Here is a 19,130-nt window from a genome sequence, read left to right as displayed (position 1 = left end):
GCCGCCGGGCGTTACCTGTCCGAGGGGTGGTTCACCCCGTCCGACCACGGGATCGGCTCCAGCAAGGCCGGGTTTACGCCGTCGATGCAGCCGATATTGACGCCGTATTCGCCGGGGTTCGAACGCCGCCGGTGATGGGTGTAGATGCCGCAGACCGAACAGAACCAGTGCCGCGCGGTGCCGGTATTCCAGGTGTAAAGCGTCAGCTTGTCGGCCCCCCTGACCACCTCCAACGCGTCGACGGGCACGCCGATGGTGGCCGCCCCGCGCCGGCGGCAGAAGCTGCAATCGCAGCGATGCGCCCCGGCCAGCCCCTCGGCGGGCATGGTGAGGTGCAGTTCAACTGCGCCGCAATGGCAGGTGGCGCGCGCCTTGGTCATCGTTTCCGCCTCACCGTCGGGATGTGGCTGCGCGTATAGGTGTATTCGGCATCGGGGTGCGGCGGGTGGCCGTGGGTGCGGCTCCAGAATGCCTGCCCGCCCTTGCGCAGAAGGACCGGCAGCGTCAGCAGCCCGCCGATGACGAAACCGCCGGCATGGGCCCAGTAGGCAACGCCGCCCTGGGTCGCATCCGTGCCCACGCTGCCGATAAGCTGCAAGCCGAACCAGATCGCCAGCATGATCCAGGCGGGGATGGTGATGATGCGGATCAGGAAGATGAAAAATATCAGCACATCCACGCGCGCTTTGGGAAAGAGCAGCAGGTAGCCGCCCATCACGCCCGCGATCGCGCCCGAGGCGCCGACCGTGGGTACGGTTGCGTCGGGGGCGGCCATCACCTGTGCCAGTGCCGCGCCGATGCCGCAGGCGAGATAGAAGAAGAGATAGCGCATGTGCCCCATCTCGTCTTCCATATTGTCGCCGAAAATCCACAGGAACAGCATGTTGCCCGCCAGGTGCAGCAGCCCGCCATGCAGGAACATCGAACTGACGATGCCGGAATAGGCGCCCTGGTGGGTGACCTGGGCCGGCACCATGCCCCAGTCGTAAAAGAACAGGGTCAGCGCGCGCGGGTTATCAAAAAGCGGCCAATATGAAAGGAAAATCAGGACATTGGCCGCGATCAACGCCCACGTCACATATGGTTTGCGCCCCGAGGGGTTATGGTCGCGGATCGGAAACATGCCAGCAAGCTGGGGGCAAAGCCGGGCCCCGTCAAGCAGTCACTCGACGCGGCCCGGTGTTGTGGTGCCCGCTCAGGCCGCCCCGCCCAAAAGCGCGGCGTTGCCGCCGGCGGCGGTGGTGTCGACGCAGACATGGCGTTCATGCGCGACATGGGCGGCATCGGGCAGGCCGGTGATCAGCGGCAGGATCGGCCCCTTGCGGGCGGCAAGCGCCCCGGCATAGGCGCGGCCCCTGTCCGCATCCCCCCACCACAGCACGCCAGAGAGCCCCTGCAGCCCTGTCAGAACCTCGGGTGTGACCGTGCCCGCAACCTCGACCGCGGCGCCGCCAATGGCGCGCACCGCCTCTGCCTGCGCGTGCGCGGTGGTCTCGCCCGGGCCGAGGCAGAGCAGCGCATCGCGGCTATAGCTGCCCAGCCGGTTCGATTCGCCCGTGGGGCCGGGCAGCACCAGATCATCCAGCCTTTCACCGGCGCCGGAATTGGCCTGCCGCAGGCGCGCGACCAGATCGCCGGTGTCCTGCCCCGGCCAGTTGTTGCCCTGCATGGCTGCATCCTGGCGGGTAAAGCGCGCCAGGTAATGCGGCCCGCCCGCCTTGGGGCCGGTGCCCGAAAGCCCTTCGCCGCCAAAGGGCTGGCTGCCGACGATGGCGCCGATCTGGTTGCGGTTGACATACATGTTGCCGGCCCTGACGCGTTCGGTCACATGCTGAACGCGGTCATCGATGCGGGTCATCAGCCCGAAGGTCAGGCCATAGCCGGTGGCGTTGATGGCGTCGATCACAGCATCGAGTTCGTTGGCGCGGAAGGTCGCAAGGTGCAGGACAGGGCCGAAGATCTCGCGCTCCAGATCGGCAATGCCGCCCACGCGGATCAGCGTCGGTGCAACGAAGGTGCCGGCGTTGGGGGTCTTGATCTCGTGGATCAGCCGCCCCTCTGCGCGGGCAGACTGGATATGGGCCATGATGCCGGCGCGGGCCTCTTCGTCGATCACCGGGCCGACATCGGTGTGCAGGTGCCAGGGCGCATCGAGCCGCAACTCATCCATCGCGCCGGTCAGCATTTCGGTCAGGCTGTCGGCAATGTCTTCCTGCACATAAAGGCAGCACAGCGCCGAACAGCGTTGCCCGGCCGACTGGAACGCGCTTTCGACGATGGCCTGCACCGCCTGTTCGGGCAGGGCGGTCGAATCGACGATCATCGCGTTCAGCCCGCCGGTTTCGGCGATAAGCGGCGCGCCGGGGGTCAGGTTCTCGGCCATCGCGGCGCGGATCTTCATCGCCGTCTCGGTCGAGCCGGTAAAGGCCACGCCGCCGACGCGCGGGTCGGAGGTCAGCGCCGCGCCCACCTCGCCCGCACCGGGCAGCAGTTGCAGCACCGTGCGGGGCACGCCGGCCTCATGCATCAGGCGCACCGCCACATGGGCGATCAGCGGGGTCTGCTCGGCCGGTTTGGCAAGCACCGCGTTGCCCGCCGCCAGCGCGGCGCTGATCTGGCCGGTGAAGATCGCCAGCGGAAAGTTCCACGGGCTGATGCAGGTAAAGGTGCCGACCGGCGTGGCCTCGGGCGCGTTGGCGGCGTAGTAGCGCAGGAAATCGACCGCCTCGCGCAGCTCGGCCACCGCATCGGGCAAGGATTTGCCGGCCTCGCGCGCGATCACCGCGAACAGCTCGCCGTGGTTTTCCTCATAGAGGTCGGCCACCCGGGTCAGCACAAGGGCGCGCTCTGCCGCCGTGGCCTGCCACGGCTCGGCCGCCGCCAGCGCAGTTTGAATATCGGCGTCGCTGGCAAAGCGCACCTCGCCGGGGCTGTCGGCCGGGTCGGCGGGGTTGGTTGCGGCGTGTGCGGGCCGGGGCGCGGCAGTGCCGGCAATGATGGGTGCGGCCTGCCAATGGTGGTTGGCAAAGCGGCTGCGCGCGGCCTCTATCGCGTCAAGCGTTGGCTGGTGGGTCAGGTCGAAGCCCTTGGAATTTTTCCGTTCGGGCAGGAACAGCGCTGGGCCGTCGGGCAGGCGTGGCGTGTCGTCCGCGATCGCCTCGAACGGGTCGCGCGCGACCTCTTGGGGCGGCACATCTTCGTCGACGATCTGGTTGACAAAGCTCGAGTTGGCGCCGTTTTCCAAAAGCCGCCGCACCAGGTAGGCCAGCAGGTCGCGATGCGCGCCAACCGGGGCATAGATGCGGCAGCGTGTGCCCTCGGCCGCCTTGATCAGGTCATGCAACGCCTCGCCCATTCCGTGCAGGCGTTGGAACTCGAACACCTCGCGGTTCGGCGCCATTTCGAGGATCGCCGCCGCCGTATGGGCGTTGTGGGTGGCGAATTGGGGATAGATGCGGTCGGTCATCCCAAGCAGCTTGCGCGCGTTGGCGATGTAGGAAACATCGGTAGCAGGTTTGGAGGTAAAGACCGGAAAGCCGGCGACCCCCTCGACCTGGGCGCGCTTGACCTCTGTGTCCCAGTAGGCACCCTTGACCAGACGCACCATGATGCGCCGGTCAAGGCGCTGGGCAAGGGCATAGAGATAGTCGATCACCAGCGAGGCGCGCTGGCCATAGGCCTGCACCACCACGCCAAATCCGTCCCAGCCCGTCAGAGCAGGTTCCGACAGCGCCGCCTCGATCACGTCGAGCGACAGCGACAGACGGTCGGCCTCTTCGGCGTCGATGTTCAGCCCCATGCCCGCCGACCGGGCGAGCAGGGCCAGACCGCGCAGGCGCGGCACCAGAACGTCCATCACCCGGTCGCGCTGCGCCACCTCATAGCGTGGAAACAGCGCCGACAGCTTGATCGAGATGCCGGGATTGTCGCGGATGTCGCGGTTGGTGGCGGCGGTGGAAATGGCGGTGATGGCGCGGGAATAGGCCAGGTGATAGCGGTTCGCGTCGGCATCGGTGCGCGCGGCCTCGCCCAGCATGTCATAGGAATAGGTATAGCCCTTGTTTTCCATCCCGGCGGCGCGTGTCATCGCGGATTCGATGGTTTCGCCCAGCACGAACTGGCGGCCCATTTCCTTCATCGCGCGGCCGACGGCGGTGCGGATTACCGGCTCGCCCAGCCGGCGGATGGCGCCGCGCAGGTGGCCCACGGGGCCGGGTTCGTCGTCTTTCAGCACCTTGCCGGTCAGCATCAAGGCCCAGGTCGAGGCATTGACCAGCGGCGAGGTGGAATGCCCCATGTGGCGGCCCCAGTCGCTGGGCGCGATCTTGTCCTCGATCAGCGCGTGGATGGTTTCGGCATCGGGCACGCGCAGCAGCGCCTCTGCCAGGCACATAAGGGCGATGCCCTCGTCGGTGGAAAGGCCATATTCGGCCAGGAACACCTCCATCAGGCCGGGACTCGACTGGCTGCGGATGTCGCGCACCAGCTCTGTCGCGCGTCGACAGATGCGCGCGCGCCTGTCGCTGTCCAGATCGGCGAGCGCGATCAGTTTCGTGATCGTTTCGCCCTCAGCGGCATAGGTGGCAAGGTCGATGGCGCGGCGCTGGTCGCTGTCATACGGCATGGCGGTATCCGATCATGAGGCCAAAGAGAATTGACCCATTATATCACTGTCAAACTTGTCATATTTCCCGAATAATGCCAAAACACGGGCGAATATCCCGAAAAATGGGGGCACGACAATGCAAGATGACCAGCCCGATCTTGACCGGTTCGACCGCGCGATTCTGCATGTCCTGGCCGGGGATGGACGGATCAGCATCACCGACCTGGCCCGCGCGATAGGCCTGTCGAAATCGCCCACCCAGGCGCGGCTGCGGCGGCTGGAAAAAAGCGGCGTTATCACCGGCTATCGTGCCCAGATCGACCCGATCAGGCTGGGGCAGGATCACGTCAGCTTTGTCGAGGTGCGTCTGCACGACACGCGTGAGGCGGCGCTTGCGGCCTTCAATGCCGCGGTGCTGCGGGTGCCCGAGATCGAACAGGCCTACATGATCGCGGGCAATTTCGACTATCTGCTGAAAATCCGCACTCACAGCATGGCCGATTACCGGCGTGTCCTGGCCGATCGGGTCTCGACCCTGCCGCATGTCGCCAGCACCTCGACCTACGTGGCGATGGAGGCGGTCAAGGAAGACGCTCTTGAGGATGTGATTTGATTGCGCGGGCGGGCGCGTCATAATCCCAACGCATGAAACGGTATCTTGGCATGATGCTGTTCGTTCTGGCGGCGCCGGCCCGGGCCGGGGATTGCCCGCCACCACCGGACAGGGCGGATGAGCTGACGCAGCTGATCGAGGCGGTGCAGCAGGCCCCCGACGCCCAGAGCGCGCGGCTGATTTCCAACGATATGTGGGAAATATGGGCCGACGCCCCCGACCCCCACGCGCAGGAACTGCTGGACGAGGGCATGACACGGCGTGCGGCGTTCGATCTGAACGGCGCTGTTGCCGCCTTTGATGCACTGATCGACTATTGCCCCAACTATGCCGAGGGCTACAACCAGCGCGCCTTTGTCAATTACATCCGACAGGATTATGCTGTGGCGCTGCCCGACCTGGAACGCACGCTGGAGCTGTCGCCGCGCCACTTGGGTGCGATGTCGGGCAAGGCGCTGACGCTGGTCGCGCTGGGCCGCAATGGCGAGGCGGCGCTGGCGCTGCGCGCTGCGCTCAGGCTCAATCCCTGGCTGAGCGAGCGCGGCCTGCTACCGGCGCTGGAGGCGACCGAAGACGACATATAGCGATGCCCCACCGTCCCAATTGGGCCGTTTACACGCGGGCTATTGTGGCTATTCTGCGCGCCGCAGGCCCGCGTGGTGGAATGGTAGACACAGGGGACTTAAAATCCCCAGGCCGAAAGGCCGTGCCGGTTCGAGTCCGGCCGCGGGTACCAATTTGATCGAATCAGTATCCGACTATTGGCGCGCACGTTAAGGGCGACCGCCGAGGTTAATCAAACAACCCCGGCATGCGCCGTGCGCTCGGCCGAATTGGCACCGTTAATGCCAATTCGGAGGGCGGCCGCGATTCAGATTGCAAGATCGTCCAGTGATTTGCCCTGATCAAGATACGCCTTGATCCAATTGGGTTTGCGCCCGCGGCCGGTCCAGGTGCGCGACGGATCGGCAGGGTCGGCGTATTTTGGGGCGCTTACGGTTTGTTTTCCAATGTTTTTTGCGGCATCGGCACCGAAAATCTCGCTTATCGAAAAGCCCATTTCCCGAGCGGTCTTTTCGATAGCGGCTTTCGCCTCCTTGAGCGCTTTCTTTTCCTGTGTCGCGATTGCTGCGGCAACAGCGTTTTGCAATTGCCGGAGTTCGGGAAGGCTCATATCAGCCAAATCTGATTTCTTGATGGTCATTACGGGCTTCCTGAAATTGGTTTCACCAAAGCTATTCATATATGTAATAGGGAATATGGGAAATCAAAAAAAACTGAACCGGCATCCCGAATTTGAATGCAAATCCCGAGAGTGTTGCAAATGGACAAGGTCGGCGTGCCCAGCGGCGTATCAGCCGCGCCCGCCAGAGAAACGCGCCTGCCAGTCTTCGCGCTGTTCATCGGTGATCTTTGCAAACAATACATCGGGCACCGTGAAACCATGACCGGCCGGCAGGGCGGACAGGGCGGCGGTCACGTCGTCGGGCCAGCCGGCGCCCTGTGCGTTCATCGCTGCCAGCATCGCCGCGCTGGCGTCGGGGATGAACGGCGCCGAAAGCACCGCGTAGACCGGGATAAGGTTCAGCGCCAGCCGGATCTGCGCCGCGGCGCGCGCCGGGTCTTCCTTGAAGGCGGCCCAGGGCGCGGCCTCTTGCAGGTATTCGTTGCCCGCAACCCAGATCGCCCGCAGGGCCGCCGCCGCCTTGCGAACCTCGATCGCATCCATATGCGCCTGATAGGCGGCGATCTTGGCCGTCAGGTCGGAAATCAACGCCTCTTCGCGGGGGCCGTATTCGCCGCCCTGGGGCACCTCTTCGCCGAATTTCGAGCGGCAGAACTTGGTCACGCGGCTGACGAAATTACCCAACACATCGGCCAGGTCCTTGTTGACGCTGACCTGAAAGTTTTCCCAGGTGAATTCGCTGTCGGAACTTTCCGGCGCATGGGACAGCAGCCACCAGCGCCAGTAATCCGCCGGCAGAATATCCAGCGCGTCATCCATGAACACGCCGCGGCCCTGGCTGGTCGAAAACTGGCCGCCGTCGTAATTCAGATAATTAAACGACTTGATGTAATCGACCAGCTTCCACGGCTCGCCCGATCCCATCAGCGTGGCGGGAAAGCTGAGCGTGTGAAAGGGGACGTTGTCCTTGCCCATGAACTGGGTATAGCGCACGTCGTCTGCGCCATTGTCGGTACGCCACCAGCGTTGCCATTGGCTTTCGTCCAGCCCCTGCGCGTCGGCCCATTCGGCGGCGCAGGCGATATATTCGATCGGTGCGTCGAACCACACGTAGAAAACCTTGCCCTCCATTCCCGACCACTGCGCGCCGTCGAATTGCACGGGGATACCCCAATCAAGATCGCGGGTAATGCCCCGGTCCTGCAGCCCGTCGCCATCGTTAAGCCATTTGCGCGCGATCGAGGTGGTCAGCACCGGCCAGTCGGTCTTGGCGTCGATCCATTCATTCAGCGTATCGCGCATCCGGCTCTGGCGCAGGAAAAGGTGCTTGGTCTCGCGCGTTTCCAGATCGGTCGATCCGGAAATCGCGCTGCGCGGGTCGATCAGGTCGGTGGGGTCAAGTTGCTTGGTGCAGTTCTCGCACTGATCGCCCCGGGCCTTGTCATAGCCGCAGTTGGGGCAGGTGCCCTCGATATAGCGGTCGGGCAGGAAACGACCGTCGGCAATGGAATAGACCTGTTGTTCCGTCACCACTTCGATCAACCCGGCCTCGTGCAGGCGCGCGGCCAGATGCTGGGTCAGCTTGTGGTTCTGCGGGCTGGAGGAGCGGCCGAAATGATCAAAGCTCAGGCGAAAGCCCCTGGAAAGCGCCTCTTGCACATCGTGCATCTCGGCGCAGTAGTCGGCCACCGGCTTGCCGGCCTTGGTGGCGGCCAGCTCGGCCGGGGTGCCGTGTTCGTCGGTGGCGCAGAGGAACAGCACCTCGTGCCCGCGCCCGCGCTGGTAGCGGGCAAAGAGGTCGGCGGGCAACTGGCTGCCCACCAGGTTGCCCAAATGCTTGACCCCGTTGATATAGGGGATGGCGGATGTGATCAGGTGGCGTGCCATGTCGCGCTGCGTCCTTCGGCCAATGTCACGCTTCCTTTAGCGAAGCTTGCCACCGGGTGCCAGAGGGCAGCGATGTTCAGCGGTCCTCGCGTGAGGTGCCGGTCAGCCGGCCGATGATGAAACTGGTGCGTGGCGACCAGACATAGCGGGTGCGTGGCCCGGCGGCGCTGCGCGCGCGCATCCGCACCAGCCCGAAGACGATCAGAAATGCGTGCCCCGCGGCGATCAGCAGGAACATTGCCGGCGGGCCGAAAAGATCGACCAGCGCCGAGGCCGCCAGCGGCGCGGCGATGGCACCCACCGCGTAAAAGAACATCAGCGCGGCCGACAGCTCGACCCGCTGGCTGCTGTCGGCAAAGTCGTTGGCGTGGGCCGCCGACACTGAATAGATCGGAAATGAGAACATGCCGAACAGGAACGCCGTCAGCATCACGCCGCCCGCGCTCAGCCCGTCGAGCGATGCAGTGACAAGGCAGGCGACGATGGTCAGGACCGAAAGCACGATCAGGACATGACGCCGGTCGTACTTGTCCGCCAGCCACCCCGCCGGGTATTGCGCCAGCGCGCCGCCCAGCACGAAGGCGGCCAGGAACCAGGCGATCTGGCTGGCGTCCAGGCCCACGCCCTCGCCGTAAAGCGGGCCGACCATGCGAAATGATGCGCTCGACAGCGCCGCCACCAGCACCCCCGCCGTGGCCAGCGGTGAGCAGCGGATCAGCAACCCCGGGCGCAACCGGGGCGCCGGCGGTGTTTCGGGCTGGCGCACGGTGGTCAGCGTCAGTGGCAGCAGCGAGGCGCAGCAGATGATGGCAAGGATGTTGTAGGACACATAGCTGGCCGGTTCGAGAACCGAGATCACCAGCTGCGCCATCAGCGATGCGCCCATGTCGGCCATCCGGTAGGTGCCCATTGAGCGTGCGCGCGCGTTGTTGTCGACCTTGGCCTGCAGCCACGCCTCGATCACCGTATAGCACCCGGCCACGCACATGCCTGTCGCCACCCGCATCAGCGCCCAGGCGTGCGGCTCGACAAACAGCATATGCGCCAGCAGGCCGATCGCCCCGGTGGCGGTAAAGGCGGCGAAGGCGCGGGAATGTCCGACGTTGCCCATCAGACGCGGCGCCCACCAGCAGCCGATGAAGAAGCCCACGAAATGGGCCGACCCCAACAGACCGATCTGGGTGGCGCTGAAGCCCAGCTTGAGCCCCGACAGCGCATCCAGCGGCACCACCCCGCCAGACGAAAGCTGTAGCAGGATCACCGACAGGATGAGGGCGGCGAATGAGATAAGTGTCCGCATGTCCGCCCCAGCATGGCAGCCTGATCCGGGTCGGCTGGCGCGTTTTCGACATGGCGGTGTCGTTTTGCGCGGCTCGTGACTATTTCGCGATATAGGCGAGGATGCGCAGGGTGATGGTGTCCCCGATCACGCCGGGATAGCCGCTGGCGCCAAACTCCGTGCGGTTGACCTGGCCGGTCAGCAGAACGATCAGCCGGTCGCGGTCTGTGGGCGCGGTTTCGGGCTGACGGTAGACGGCGGCGCGCAGAATGACGGGGCGGGTGACGCCACGCAGGGTCAGCTCGCCCGTCACGGTGGCGTCGCGCAGCCTGCCGGTGACAGAGGTGGACCGGAACCGGATCAGCGGATGGGTCGCGGTGTCGAGCATCGACGCCCCCCGCATCGCCTGCGTTGCCAAGAAAAACCCCGCTCGTGCGGCGCGCGCGTCAAGCGCCACGTCGACCCGGCTGGCCGGCAGGTTGTCGACATCGAGCGTTATCTGCGCCGCATGTACCGGCATGTGGCCGGTCATGTCCGCACCGTCAAAGACAAAACCGAATTTCACCGCCGAGCGGTTTTTGTCCAGCTCATAGTCCTCGGGCGCGGCGCATGCCGGCGTGGCGGCAACTCCGGCAAGGCTGACAAGGCAGAACAGCAGAACCCTGATCATGGCTTTTGGCAATTGCGGATTGGGCCTCGTATGGGCGGGGGTGCGGGTTGTCTGGCGCTGGCCGGGGCCAGCCCTTTGTCTAGCTGCTCACCGGGCAACGCGCCAGCCCCCGGACGGCAAAGGCGTGCGCGGCGGGATGTCCCGGGGGCCTTGAGCCACGATGCCGTGTCGGAGCCGCCGAGGGCGCGCATGTCGCCGATCGCGCCTTTGCCGCTGTCGATGCCTGTCTGAGCATTGCGCGGAAACACGGGCTCGCCCCGGTGCAGATGGCGCTGGAATGGGTGATGGGGCAGCCGTTTGCCTGCTTGGCGATCTTCATGGTGGCGTCGCGGGCCAGGCTTGCAACCGCGCTGGGCCGCGCCGATGTAACGCTGACAAAAGAGGCGCGCCAGGCCATCGATGACGCCGACCGCGCGCATCCGATGCGCTATTGACGCGGCTCAGCGCGGGGTCAGCTTTTCCAGTGCGGTGCCGTTTTCCCAGGTGCCGTGCAATTCGCGCCCCATCAGCACATAGACGACAGGCGTTGGACTACCCCAATCGACGGTGACGACGCGGCCCTCGATCTGGCCGCGCCCGGTATAGCTCTGGCTGGCGACGTTCCAATAGACCTCGACGGCGCTGCCCTGCTGGGAAATCTGCACCGCGCCGCGATAGACCGAGCCGTCGGGGTTCATCCCCCGCGCGTCATAGGTCCCGGCGATGTGGTAGACGGGCGTCTGCTGGGCTGCGGCCCCGGTGGCAAGCGTGGCCATCGCGGCCAGCGCCCCGGCAATGAAAAGGCGGCGGTCGGTCATGGCGTGTCTCCTTTTGCGCCAAAGCCTGGCGCGGCGCGGATGATCTGGCATACTAGCCTCGATTCGGGGTTCCAGCCCAGAGGGCGCGAACATGGCTCGGCAGGTTGCGTGCGGTGACATGGGCCTCGCGCACCAGGTGGTCGAAATGCCCGGTCAGTGCCTGCACCCGTTCGGTATCGCGAAAGACCATGTAGTTCTGCCCGATATAGATCGCCGCCAGCAGCGGGCCGAATACGGTCAGCGGCGCGGAATAAAGCCGCCGTGCGTCAAAGAGATATATCCGCAACCGGGGGTATAGCTGTTCACAAACCTCCAGCAGGAATTCCACCTGCGCGGCCCGAACCGGATAGGGCAGGCCGGAATAATAGCCCTCAGCCTGCAGAAAGGACTGCAGCTCGTATATTGGCAGCGCGATCTCGTAGTCGGATTGCGCGTCCCGCATCCATGCCAGCCGGTCCTCTGACGCGCCGATGGCCTGGTCGATGCTGCGGCCCAGGTGCGGGGCGTATTCCCATTGCAGGAATTCCCGCGTCTTCAGCATGTCGGGCAGCCCGGCGGGAACGTGACGTATCTTGTAACCTGCGGCCTCCTGGTGCCACAGAAATATCTGTTCATCGACCAGCGCACGTGGCGCCTCGGTCAGCGACAGGCTGCTGGCCAGGATGTCAGCGGCGGTTTCGGGCCGGTCGGTCAGCCCCAGCAGCCAGTCGGCCGACACCCCCAGCGCAGCGGCGCATTCGCCCACCACCTGCGCGTTGGGCAGCCTTGGGCCTGTGCCCTTGATCAGTTGCGACACGGTCGAGCGGTCCACCCCCACGGCGCGGGCCAGCGCGCTCTGGCTGGTGCCGCGTGCCTCCATCGCCTCGGCAAGACGGCTGCGAAACAGGGCCGCGCGGGCGCGTTTGTCGGTTTTTTCCATCATGTGGTGAATTATACAAACAATGTGGAACAATGTTAACTGTATTCGGAGTTCCCCCGTTGCGGCAGTGGGCGTATCGGTTGTGTGACCCAAACAATCGAAGAGGGAAGGAATGGAAACGCGAGCGCGCACGCTTGTGAAAGCACTGCTGTGGAATGCGATCGGCCTGCTGATGATGAGCGCGGTCGGTCTGGCGCTGACCGGCTCTGCCGCCATCGGCGGGATCATGGCGGCGGTCAACACGGCGATCGGGCTGGTGTCTTATGTGATCTACGAACGTGTCTGGTCGCGCATCAACTGGGGCCGTCGCCATGTCTGAGCGTTCGTTGCCGACACAGACCGAGTGGCCGACCCTTGCGATACTGGTGGCGTGCTACGGGCTGTGGGTGCTGGCGGTGTTCTGGGCGGCAGGCGTATGGCTGCCGCTGGGCATCGGGCTGGCGGCGCTGGCCATCGCGCTGCATTCCTCGCTGACGCATGAGGTGCTGCACGGCCATCCTTTCCGCAATGCCCTGCTGAACGAGGCGCTGGTATTCGTCTGCCCTGGGCTTTTCGTGCCATATCGCCGCTTTCGCGACCTGCACCTGGCGCACCATCATGACGAGGTGCTGACCGACCCCTATGACGACCCGGAATCGAACTATCTGGACCCGGCGGTGTGGGCGCGCCTGCCGCGCTGGGGCCGGGCGGTGCTGCGGGTCAACAATACCCTGGCCGGGCGCATGGTGCTGGGTCCGGCGATCGGCATCTGGTGCCTGCTGCGCGACGACTCGCGCGCCATCCGCGCGGGCGATCCGGGCGTTTTGCTGGCCTGGGTGCTGCACGCGCTGGGCGTCGTGCCGGTTGTGGTGTTGGTGGCGTTGTCCCCGATGCCGTTCTGGGCCTATCTCGTGGCGGCCTATGGCGGCATGTCGATCCTCAAGATCCGCACCTTTCTGGAACACCAGGCGCATGAACGCGCCAGCGGGCGCACCGTGGTGATCGAGGATTGCGGGCCGCTGGCGCTGATCTTTCTCAACAACAACCTGCATGTGGTTCACCACATGCACCCGCGCGCGCCGTGGTATCGCCTGCCGCGCCTGTTCGACCAGAACCGCGACACCTATCTGCGCCGCAATGGCGGCTATTACTACCGATCCTATGCCGAGGTCTTTGCCCGCCATTTCCTGACGGCCAAGGACCCGGTGCCGCATCCGCTGTCGCAGGGCAAGGGGCGGGAACCGACGCCATAGCTCCCGTCTGCCGCCGCCGGGTCTGGTAAAGCCCGCTCAACCCGGGCATAGGTGTTGGGTATGGAGGCCTGGGTTGCCCTTTCTATCGTGGCGGCGGCGTTTCAGACGCTGCGCTTTATGTTGCAGAAATTGCTCAGCATGGGGGCGCTGTCCGCTGCCGGGGCGACCTATGCGCGTTTTGCCTATGCCGCGCCCGTGGCCCTGATCCTGGCGGCGGGTTATCTGGCATGGCTGTGCCAGGCGCTGCCGCCCCTCACGGCCCTGTTCTGGCTTTACGCCGCAATCGGCGGACTGATGCAGATCCTGGCCACCTGGTGCGTGGTGCTGCTGTTCGCGCGGCGGAGCTTTGCCGTCGGCATCACCTTCAAGAAGACCGAGGTCATACAGACAGCGCTGGTGGGGTTCGTGGTGTTGGGCGACCGGATCAGCCTGCCGGCGCTGGGCGCCATCGTGCTGGGGCTCTGGGGGGTGCTGGTGCTATCCGACATGCCGGGGCTGGCGGGCGGTCTGCTGCGGCGGCTGTGGAACCGTTCGGCGGGTCTGGGGCTGGCCTCGGGCGCGTTGTTCGCCGTCTCTGCGGTGTCCTATCGCGGCGCCACGCTGGAGGTGGCGAGCGAAGACGCCTTTCTGCGCGCCACGGTCGCAGTAGCGGCGGTCACGCTGATGCAGACAGTGGGGATGGGGCTGTGGCTGGCGCGGGCCGAACCCGGGCAACTGGCACGGATCTGGGGCGCGCGCAGGCAGGGCGTCTGGATGGGGCTGGCCGGTCTGGGCGGATCGGTTGGATGGTTCACCGCCTTCACGCTGCAGAACGCGGCCTATGTCTTTGCCGTGGGCCAGGTCGAACTGATATTTTCACTGCTGGCGTCGGTGCTGTTCTTCCGCGAACGCGTCGCCTGCCGCGAATACGTCGGCATCGCGCTGTTGGCGGCCAGCATCCTGGGACTTGTACTGCTGGGGTAGGGGCCTCAGTCGTTCATCTCGACGCCGTAGAGACGCAGATGAAAGCTGGCCTCGGCGCCGTTGCGAAAGAACGGCACTGATGCCGGCGGGCCGGGTTCATGCAGCCGGGCGGCGGTTTCGGCCAGCACCACCTCGGTGACGAACGGCAGATCCAGCGCGCGCGCCTCTTCCAGCGGCACCCATTGCAGGTGCGAAAGCTCGTCACAGGCGGCCGAGAAATCGTCGAGATCGCCCTCGATCCGCCCCGCGTCGACCAGGAAAAAACGCGCATCGAACCGGCGCGGCCGTCCCGGCGGCGTGATTGCGCGGAATATGAACTGCATCCCCTCTGCCGAGGGCAGGCGCCCGGCCGCGGCAAAGTCCTTCCAGTCCTCGGGCGGTGTTCTGGGCCAGGCGCCGTCGCTACCCAGCATCAGCCCGGTTTCTTCCCACAGCTCGCGGACCGCGGCGACTGCGAGGGCGTGCGAAATATCGCTGGCGCATTCATCCAGTAACCGCCCGCGGCAGGGCTGGGGCAGGGGCGCGGCCAGCGGAACCTGTGCGTCGGCCTGGTCGACCGCCCCGCCGGGAAAGACGAACTTGTTGGGCATGAATGCCGCCTTGGCGCCGCGCTGGCCCATCAGGACCCGCGGCGTGGTTTCGCGGTCGCGCAGCACCACCAGCGTGGCGGCGTCTCGTACGGCGGTCTTGTCTATCGTCATTTGTTCTTCCTCGTTCGGTCTCGTGGTCCGAATGCGCGGTCTGAATGCGCGGTCCGAACAAAGCGGCGGTCTAGTCGGCGCCGCCGAACCCGTGCATCCGCCGGGCCCATTGAAAACCGACGATCGACCCTTTCAGCCTCGGCAGAAGATATAGCGACAGGGTGACGCAGCCAACAGAAAATATAGTGAAAAGTACCAGCGGTTCGGGCCGGAAGGTGGTAAAGACGATATGCAGCAGCGGCGCCATCAGGTGCCCCACGACCAGGATCGTCAGATAGGCCGGCCCGTCATCGGCACGGTGCTGGCTCAGGTCTTCCTGGCAGACGGTGCAGCGGTCGCGCACCTTTAGATAACTGCACATCAGCGGCCCGGCGCCGCATTTCGGGCATTTGCGTCGAAAGCCCCGCCTGACGGCTGGCCAGAGCTCACGCTCGGCGGTGTCGGTGATGGCGGTATCGTCTGCTGTCTGGTCGGTCATGGTGTCCCTCATGAGTAACGCAGATAGATGCCGATTCTACCGGGGTCAACGCTAAGGCACGAAATGCCCTTGCGGCGCGATGTCGCAAAAGGTGCAAAATCCGCTCATCTTTTAGAGGACGAAGATTTTTTCGCGTAGCAGCGACGGAAGCGCGGACCTGATGCGTTCAAGGGGTGTGACCGGGGCAGAAACGGTGCCGGTCGCAAACGGGTTTCACCAACGAAACCGGGACAAGCAGACCAGGAGAAGCAGATATGAAAAACTCATTTGTGATGGCCGCCCTCAGCGCCGCAATCCTCGCCGGAACCGGGATGCAGGGTATCGCCCAGGGTACGGACGATGCCATGGCCGGCAAGGGCGCGCGCCCGAGCTTTACCGAACTCGACGCTGACGGCGACGGCAAACTGACCCGCGCCGAGATGGAAAACCATCGCAAGGCCCGCTTTGCCGCTGCCGATACGGATGGCGATGGCAAGCTCAGCCGCGCCGAGCTGGACGCCCAGATGGCCAAGCGCCAAGCCGAGAAGCGCGAAAAGATGCTCGACCGGATGATCGGCTGGCGCGATGCCGATGGCGACGGCAACCTGAGCGCCGACGAGCTGCAGCGCGGCGATGGTATGCGGATGTTCTCGCGCATGGATCGTGACCGCGACGGTACCGTTTCGGCCGAGGAGTTCGAAAAGATGAGTGATCGCCACGACCGCCGCCACGGCGGCAGGGATGGCCACAAGGGCCGGCATGGCGGTGATCACGGCGGCAAGCACCGCGGCGAACACCGCGGCATGCAGGACTGCCAGGACTGATCCGGCCAGCCCCCGGCCTTGCCAAGGGGCCGGGCGGCGGTCACACTGACTGCCGCCTCACCCCTCCTCCCGCCAAGGATACCTGCCTGGACGATGACAATGCCGTTCGACGACCAGAGCGAAATACCGGATTCAGCGTTGCTGACGCTTTATGCCAATGGCGACGGGACCGCAGCGCGTACGCTGACGGCCCGGCTGGCGCCGCGCGTTCTGGCCCATGCGCAACGGCTTCTGGGCAATCTGGCCGAGGCCGAGGAGGTGACGCAGGAGGCGATGTTGCGCCTTTGGCGCATCGCCCCTGACTGGCGCTCGGACGAGGCCACGCCGCGCACATGGCTATACCGCGTGACCGCCAACCTGTGCACCGACCGGCTGCGCCGGCGGGGGAGGGCAGAGCCGCTGGACGCGGTGCCCGAGCCGGTCGATGGGGCCGCCGGCCCCGCCGACAGCCTGCAGGACCGCACCCGCGCCGAGGCGCTGCAGGCGGCGCTGGGCCAACTGCCGGAACGGCAGCGTCAGGCGGTGGTGCTGCGCCATCTCGAGGAACTTGCCAACCCCGAGATCGCAGAGATCATGGGCGTAAGTGTCGAGGCAGTCGAAAGCCTCGTGGCCCGAGGAAAACGCGCGCTTGCGGCGGATCTGTCCGCCCGGCGCAATGAACTGGGATATACCGATGACACACGAACATGACAGCCCCAATCCGCTGGCCGCACATTTCGAGGCCCTGAAGGCGCGGGCCCCCGAACCCGATGCCGCGCTGATGGCGCGCATCGTGGCGGATGCCGACCGCGAACAGGCGGTGCATGTGGCCCCGCCGCCACGGCCGTCGCGTTCGGGCCTGCTGGCGGGATTGGTTAATGCCCTCGGTGGCTGGCCGGCGATGGCGGGCCTTGCCACCGCGGCGGTGGCCGGTGTCTGGATCGGTGCCGCGCCGCCTGACGGGCTGACCGCGATGGCGCAACAGATGATGGGCGGAGACACGGCGACGTTGATGATCGACGTCGATCTCGAATCCGCCTTTATCCTCGCGGAAGGAGCGTCGTGATGGCTGACAAGACCAAGACCGGCAAGGGGCTGCGCATTGCGCTGATCGTGTCACTGGCACTGAACCTGCTCGTGGTCGGCGTCATTGGCGGTGCGATGCTGTCGGGCGACAGGTGGCAGCACCGTGGTCCGCCCCGGATGCAGGCGATGGGGGGGCCGCTGACCCGTGCGCTGGCCCCCGATGACCGCCGTGCGCTGGCGCGTGAAATGCGCGCCGCGCATCACGACCGCGCCTGGTCGCGTCAGCGTCTGCGCGAGGATTTCACCGGCCTCGTCGCCGATCTGCAGGCGACCCCGTTCGACCCGCAGGCGGTCGAGGCACGGCTGGCCCGTATTCAGGACGGGGTCGAGGAACGGATCAGCAAGGGGCAGGCGATGCTGGTGGCGCGGCTGGCCAGGATGGACGATGCCGAACGCGCGGCGTATGCCGAACGGCTGCAGGCCGAGCTGCAGCGCCGTCACAGGGACGGCGGCGACGTCAGGCCGCGGGACGGCAGCGAAAAGTAACGGTGTTGCGCCCGCCGGATTTCGACGCGTAAAGCGCGCGGTCGGCCTCGGCCAGCAGGGCTTCGGCCTGGGCCGGGCCAGCGGCGGGGTCGGGCAGGGCCAGCGTCACCCCGATGCTGACCGTGACCGCCACAGCCCCCGCCCCGCCCGGCATCGTCACGGGCTTTTCGCGGACATGGCGGCAGATCGTGCCGGCCAGCCTGCGCGCCGCATCCGGCGAGGTGTCGGGAACGACGATCACGAATTCCTCACCCCCCAGCCGCGCGATTATCGCCCCGGCGGGCAGATTGGCCCGCATCCGCGCCGAGACCTGCGCCAGCACCCTGTCGCCGGCGGCATGGCCGAAGCCGTCATTGATCGCCTTGAAATGGTCGAGATCGGCAACCATTACCGCGCACAGGCCGCCGCCCCCTTGTGGCTGGGCCAGGATGCGACGCAGAAAGCTCAGCCCGTAACGACGGTTGTATAGCCCGGTCAGCGGGTCGATGACGGCCGCCTGCAACCCGCTTTCCAGCCGGCCGCGCAGGACGTCGGCCCGCGTCTTGTGCGCGATCTGGGCGGAGATCCGCAGCGTCAGCTCGCGGTCGTCGACGGGCGTCGGCAGAACCTCGCTGGCGCCCATGTCCAGCAGCGGCACCGCCAGGTCGGCAGCGGCGCGGTCGAGCAGGACGACGATTCGGGCATGGCGGGTTGCGGGTGCCGTCTGCAACTCGGCCAGAAGGGCGGGCGCGGTATCGAGGTTGGTTTCCCCCACCTCCAGCAAAACGGCGTCGGTGCCCCGGCGCAGCGCGGCCATGGCCCTGGTGCCGTCCTCGGCAAAGGTGCAGGTGACGTCCGGCAGCGCCGGCGCCAGGCGCTGGCGCAGGGTATGCGCGCGTGCCGCGGTGCCGGCCATAACTGTCAGTCGCGCCGGAGGGCGGAACGCGCAGGGCTCTTCGGCGAAACCCAGCGCATCGGCGGTTGCCGCCGGCACGCCGAGGTCGGCGTCGAGGTGACGCTGACGCAACAGCGCCCGCAACCGCGCCAGCAGGTACCGGTGATCGACCGGCCTGGAAATGACATCGCTGGCGCCGCCGGCCAGCGCGTCGGCACGCTGCGCGGCGGCGTCGTCCGGCAACAGCGCCACCACCGTGGGCAGCACGCAATCGGGGCCGCACCCCTCGGCCAGCGCTGTGACCAGTTCCCCGACCCCTATGTCCGGCAGGGCCCCGCCCAGCAACAGCAGGTCGGGCCGGGCGTCGCGCGCCACGGTCGCCGCCTCGGCCCCGGATCCGGCCTGCAGAACTTCGTAAAATGCTGCAGTAAGCCGTGCCTTCAGCACGATCCGGTTGGTGGCGAGCGCGTCGACGATGAGTATCTTTCCGGTCATCGGGAAAACGGTCCTTCGGACTTGCTCTTGTCGGTGCATCGACTATCCCTGTCAGAGGTTAAGAAAACCTTTCCGG

General features: G+C 66.0%; 22 protein-coding genes and 1 tRNA gene. 11 read left to right on the top strand and 12 right to left on the bottom strand.

Annotation, left to right across the window (positions count from 1 at the left end; genetic code table 11):
- Positions 1–11 precede the first annotated feature (11 nt).
- From DL899_RS01795 to putA, 3 genes are all read right to left on the bottom strand, one after another.
- A complete protein-coding gene (locus DL899_RS01795) occupies positions 12–380 on the bottom strand; it encodes a GFA family protein (RefSeq protein WP_111732040.1) in 369 nt (122 codons plus the stop codon).
- On the bottom strand, positions 377–1,123 hold the full coding sequence (locus DL899_RS01790) for a rhomboid family intramembrane serine protease (RefSeq protein WP_111732039.1): 747 nt from the start codon (positions 1,121–1,123) through the stop codon (positions 377–379). Before DL899_RS01790 ends, DL899_RS01795 begins: the two co-directional genes overlap by 4 nt.
- Before the next feature lie 72 nt (positions 1,124–1,195).
- Positions 1,196–4,624 (bottom strand): bifunctional proline dehydrogenase/L-glutamate gamma-semialdehyde dehydrogenase PutA, encoded by a 3,429-nt coding sequence (gene putA / locus DL899_RS01785; protein WP_111732038.1) that lies wholly within the window; start codon positions 4,622–4,624, stop codon positions 1,196–1,198.
- Positions 4,625–4,742: 118 nt separating this feature from the next.
- Here putA and DL899_RS01780 point away from each other — a divergent pair, with 118 nt between their 5' ends.
- From DL899_RS01780 to DL899_RS01770, 3 genes are all read left to right on the top strand, one after another.
- Positions 4,743–5,219 (top strand): Lrp/AsnC family transcriptional regulator, encoded by a 477-nt coding sequence (locus DL899_RS01780; RefSeq protein WP_111732037.1) that lies wholly within the window; start codon positions 4,743–4,745, stop codon positions 5,217–5,219.
- A gap of 32 nt (positions 5,220–5,251) precedes the next feature.
- Positions 5,252–5,803 (top strand): tetratricopeptide repeat protein, encoded by a 552-nt coding sequence (locus DL899_RS01775; RefSeq protein ID WP_239494565.1) that lies wholly within the window; start codon positions 5,252–5,254, stop codon positions 5,801–5,803.
- A 66-nt stretch (positions 5,804–5,869) separates the two neighbouring features.
- A tRNA-Leu gene (locus tag DL899_RS01770) sits at positions 5,870–5,955 on the top strand.
- Between the two features lie 135 nt (positions 5,956–6,090).
- Here DL899_RS01770 and DL899_RS01765 read toward each other — a convergent pair.
- The 4 genes from DL899_RS01765 to DL899_RS01750 form a co-directional block, all read right to left on the bottom strand.
- Positions 6,091–6,423, bottom strand: a complete 333-nt coding sequence (locus DL899_RS01765; protein WP_111732036.1) for an H-NS histone family protein — start codon at positions 6,421–6,423, stop codon at positions 6,091–6,093.
- 150 nt (positions 6,424–6,573) lie between these two features.
- A complete protein-coding gene (gene metG, locus DL899_RS01760) occupies positions 6,574–8,292 on the bottom strand; it encodes a methionine--tRNA ligase (RefSeq protein WP_111732035.1) in 1,719 nt (572 codons plus the stop codon).
- Positions 8,293–8,368: 76 nt separating this feature from the next.
- Positions 8,369–9,592: an MFS transporter gene (locus DL899_RS01755; protein ID WP_111732034.1), complete on the bottom strand. Its 1,224-nt coding sequence runs from the start codon at positions 9,590–9,592 to the stop codon at positions 8,369–8,371.
- Between the two features lie 79 nt (positions 9,593–9,671).
- Positions 9,672–10,241, bottom strand: coding sequence for a YceI family protein (locus DL899_RS01750; protein WP_111732033.1), 570 nt, complete (start codon positions 10,239–10,241; stop codon positions 9,672–9,674).
- A gap of 83 nt (positions 10,242–10,324) precedes the next feature.
- Between DL899_RS01750 and DL899_RS20045 the strand changes: the two genes are divergently transcribed.
- Complete coding sequence (locus DL899_RS20045; RefSeq protein WP_111732032.1) at positions 10,325–10,675, top strand: aldo/keto reductase; 351 nt, start codon at positions 10,325–10,327, stop codon at positions 10,673–10,675.
- A gap of 6 nt (positions 10,676–10,681) precedes the next feature.
- On the opposite strand, the gene lfb1 is transcribed toward DL899_RS20045, so the two are convergent.
- Together lfb1 and DL899_RS01735 are read right to left on the bottom strand one after the other, a co-directional pair.
- On the bottom strand, positions 10,682–11,038 hold the full coding sequence (lfb1, locus tag DL899_RS01740) for an LIC10280 family protein (RefSeq protein ID WP_111732031.1): 357 nt from the start codon (positions 11,036–11,038) through the stop codon (positions 10,682–10,684).
- A gap of 52 nt (positions 11,039–11,090) precedes the next feature.
- On the bottom strand, positions 11,091–11,960 hold the full coding sequence (locus DL899_RS01735) for a helix-turn-helix domain-containing protein (protein ID WP_111732030.1): 870 nt from the start codon (positions 11,958–11,960) through the stop codon (positions 11,091–11,093).
- 109 nt (positions 11,961–12,069) lie between these two features.
- On the opposite strand from DL899_RS01735, the gene DL899_RS01730 reads away from it, so the two are divergent.
- The 3 genes from DL899_RS01730 to DL899_RS01720 are packed head-to-tail and all read left to right on the top strand — an operon-like array spanning position 12,070 to position 14,152.
- The gene (locus DL899_RS01730) at positions 12,070–12,276 is read left to right on the top strand and encodes a DUF2061 domain-containing protein (protein ID WP_111732029.1); all 207 of its coding nucleotides are present in this window, start codon (positions 12,070–12,072) and stop codon (positions 12,274–12,276) included.
- Entirely contained in the window at positions 12,269–13,189 is a 921-nt protein-coding gene (locus DL899_RS01725; protein WP_111732028.1) for a fatty acid desaturase, read from the top strand. The genes DL899_RS01730 and DL899_RS01725 overlap by 8 nt, the downstream gene beginning before the upstream one ends.
- A 60-nt stretch (positions 13,190–13,249) precedes the next feature.
- A complete protein-coding gene (locus DL899_RS01720; RefSeq protein ID WP_111732027.1) occupies positions 13,250–14,152 on the top strand; it encodes a DMT family transporter in 903 nt (300 codons plus the stop codon).
- A gap of 5 nt (positions 14,153–14,157) precedes the next feature.
- Here the strand turns inward: DL899_RS01720 and DL899_RS01715 are convergent, their stop codons facing one another.
- Positions 14,158–14,853 (bottom strand): NUDIX hydrolase, encoded by a 696-nt coding sequence (locus DL899_RS01715; RefSeq protein ID WP_111732026.1) that lies wholly within the window; start codon positions 14,851–14,853, stop codon positions 14,158–14,160.
- A 70-nt stretch (positions 14,854–14,923) separates the two neighbouring features.
- Entirely contained in the window at positions 14,924–15,331 is a 408-nt protein-coding gene (locus tag DL899_RS01710; protein ID WP_111732085.1) for a DUF983 domain-containing protein, read from the bottom strand.
- 254 nt (positions 15,332–15,585) lie between these two features.
- On the opposite strand from DL899_RS01710, the gene DL899_RS01705 reads away from it, so the two are divergent.
- The 4 genes from DL899_RS01705 (at position 15,586) to DL899_RS01690 (ending at position 17,685) form a co-directional block, all read left to right on the top strand.
- A complete protein-coding gene (locus tag DL899_RS01705) occupies positions 15,586–16,134 on the top strand; it encodes an EF-hand domain-containing protein (RefSeq protein ID WP_111732025.1) in 549 nt (182 codons plus the stop codon).
- Positions 16,135–16,227: 93 nt separating this feature from the next.
- Complete coding sequence (locus DL899_RS01700; RefSeq protein ID WP_111732024.1) at positions 16,228–16,824, top strand: RNA polymerase sigma factor; 597 nt, start codon at positions 16,228–16,230, stop codon at positions 16,822–16,824.
- The gene (locus DL899_RS01695) at positions 16,808–17,179 is read left to right on the top strand and encodes a hypothetical protein (protein ID WP_111732023.1); all 372 of its coding nucleotides are present in this window, start codon (positions 16,808–16,810) and stop codon (positions 17,177–17,179) included. Before DL899_RS01700 ends, DL899_RS01695 begins: the two co-directional genes overlap by 17 nt.
- On the top strand, positions 17,179–17,685 hold the full coding sequence (locus DL899_RS01690) for a periplasmic heavy metal sensor (protein ID WP_111732022.1): 507 nt from the start codon (positions 17,179–17,181) through the stop codon (positions 17,683–17,685). The genes DL899_RS01695 and DL899_RS01690 overlap by 1 nt, the downstream gene beginning before the upstream one ends.
- Here the strand turns inward: DL899_RS01690 and DL899_RS01685 are convergent.
- Positions 17,657–19,054 carry a diguanylate cyclase gene (locus tag DL899_RS01685; RefSeq protein WP_162685456.1) on the bottom strand — a complete coding sequence of 466 codons (1,398 nt, stop codon included), beginning with the start codon at positions 19,052–19,054 and terminating at the stop codon, positions 17,657–17,659. The two genes, DL899_RS01690 and DL899_RS01685, sit on opposite strands and share 29 nt — an antisense overlap.
- Positions 19,055–19,130: the final 76 nt, after the last annotated feature.

Source organism: Roseovarius amoyensis, assembly GCF_003260265.1.
In the GTDB taxonomy this organism is placed as follows: domain Bacteria; phylum Pseudomonadota; class Alphaproteobacteria; order Rhodobacterales; family Rhodobacteraceae; genus Roseovarius; species Roseovarius amoyensis.
This window is presented reverse-complemented; position numbering and strand designations above follow the sequence as displayed.